Consider the following 722-nt stretch of genomic DNA (forward strand, 5'->3'; position numbering starts at 1 on the left):
CCTGGATCATCGCGTGGGTGCCGGCGGTGCGCCAGTCGGGGGCCTCGGCGTCGAGCGCGGCGAGGCGGGCCGGGTCGAGGCCGACGGCGAGGTCGGACTTGGCGGTGCGGAGGGCGGCGACCGGCCACCCGAGGTCGCCGGCCGCTTCGGCGAACGGCGTGGTCGGGTCCCATTCGCGGTCGCCGACGAGGCGGCGGTAGTTCAAGTCGCCCTTGAGGATCACGACGCGGGCGGCGGCGAAGTCGTCGGCGAGCGCGGGCGGCAGGTCGAGGTAGCGGGTCGGGAGCGCGTAGACCTCGTGGACGCGCAGGCGCAGGCGGTCGTCGCCGAGCGCGGCCCGCAGGCGCGCGGCGAGGTCCCGGGTCTCGGCGTGGCGGTCCGCGGCGAGCGTGTCGAGGCTCGCGAGCACGTCGTCGCAGGGGGCGTCGGAGACGAAGTAGGGGTGGGGTTTGAGGTGGAGTTCGACCGGGCCGGTCTCCAGGAGCAGGTCGACGAGGGCGAGGTCGGCGGTGAGTTCGCGTCCGGCGTTGTCGGCCACGACGATCACGGGGGCGTCGCGGGGGGCGTCGATCAGGGACCAGAGGGCGGCGCCGTCGTCGGCCACGATCGCGCCGGACGCGGTGGTGGCGGTGCGGTTGTTGGTGCGGAAGCCCAGATCGGCCTGGTTGCCCCAGAGGCTCGCTTTGAGGAGGGCGTCGCGGCGGTCACCGGTGAGGGCGGCG

Annotated in this window: 1 protein-coding gene; it reads right to left on the minus strand. The window is 75.3% G+C overall.

Translation table 11 applies throughout. The features are described 5' to 3' along the window. Positions 1–722 (minus strand): ARMT1-like domain-containing protein (locus E9998_RS23105; protein ID WP_136532134.1); only part of this gene is annotated, 722 nt, incomplete at both ends.

This window comes from Glycomyces paridis, assembly GCF_004912155.1.
GTDB classification, from domain to species: Bacteria; Actinomycetota; Actinomycetes; order Mycobacteriales; family Micromonosporaceae; genus Glycomyces; species Glycomyces paridis.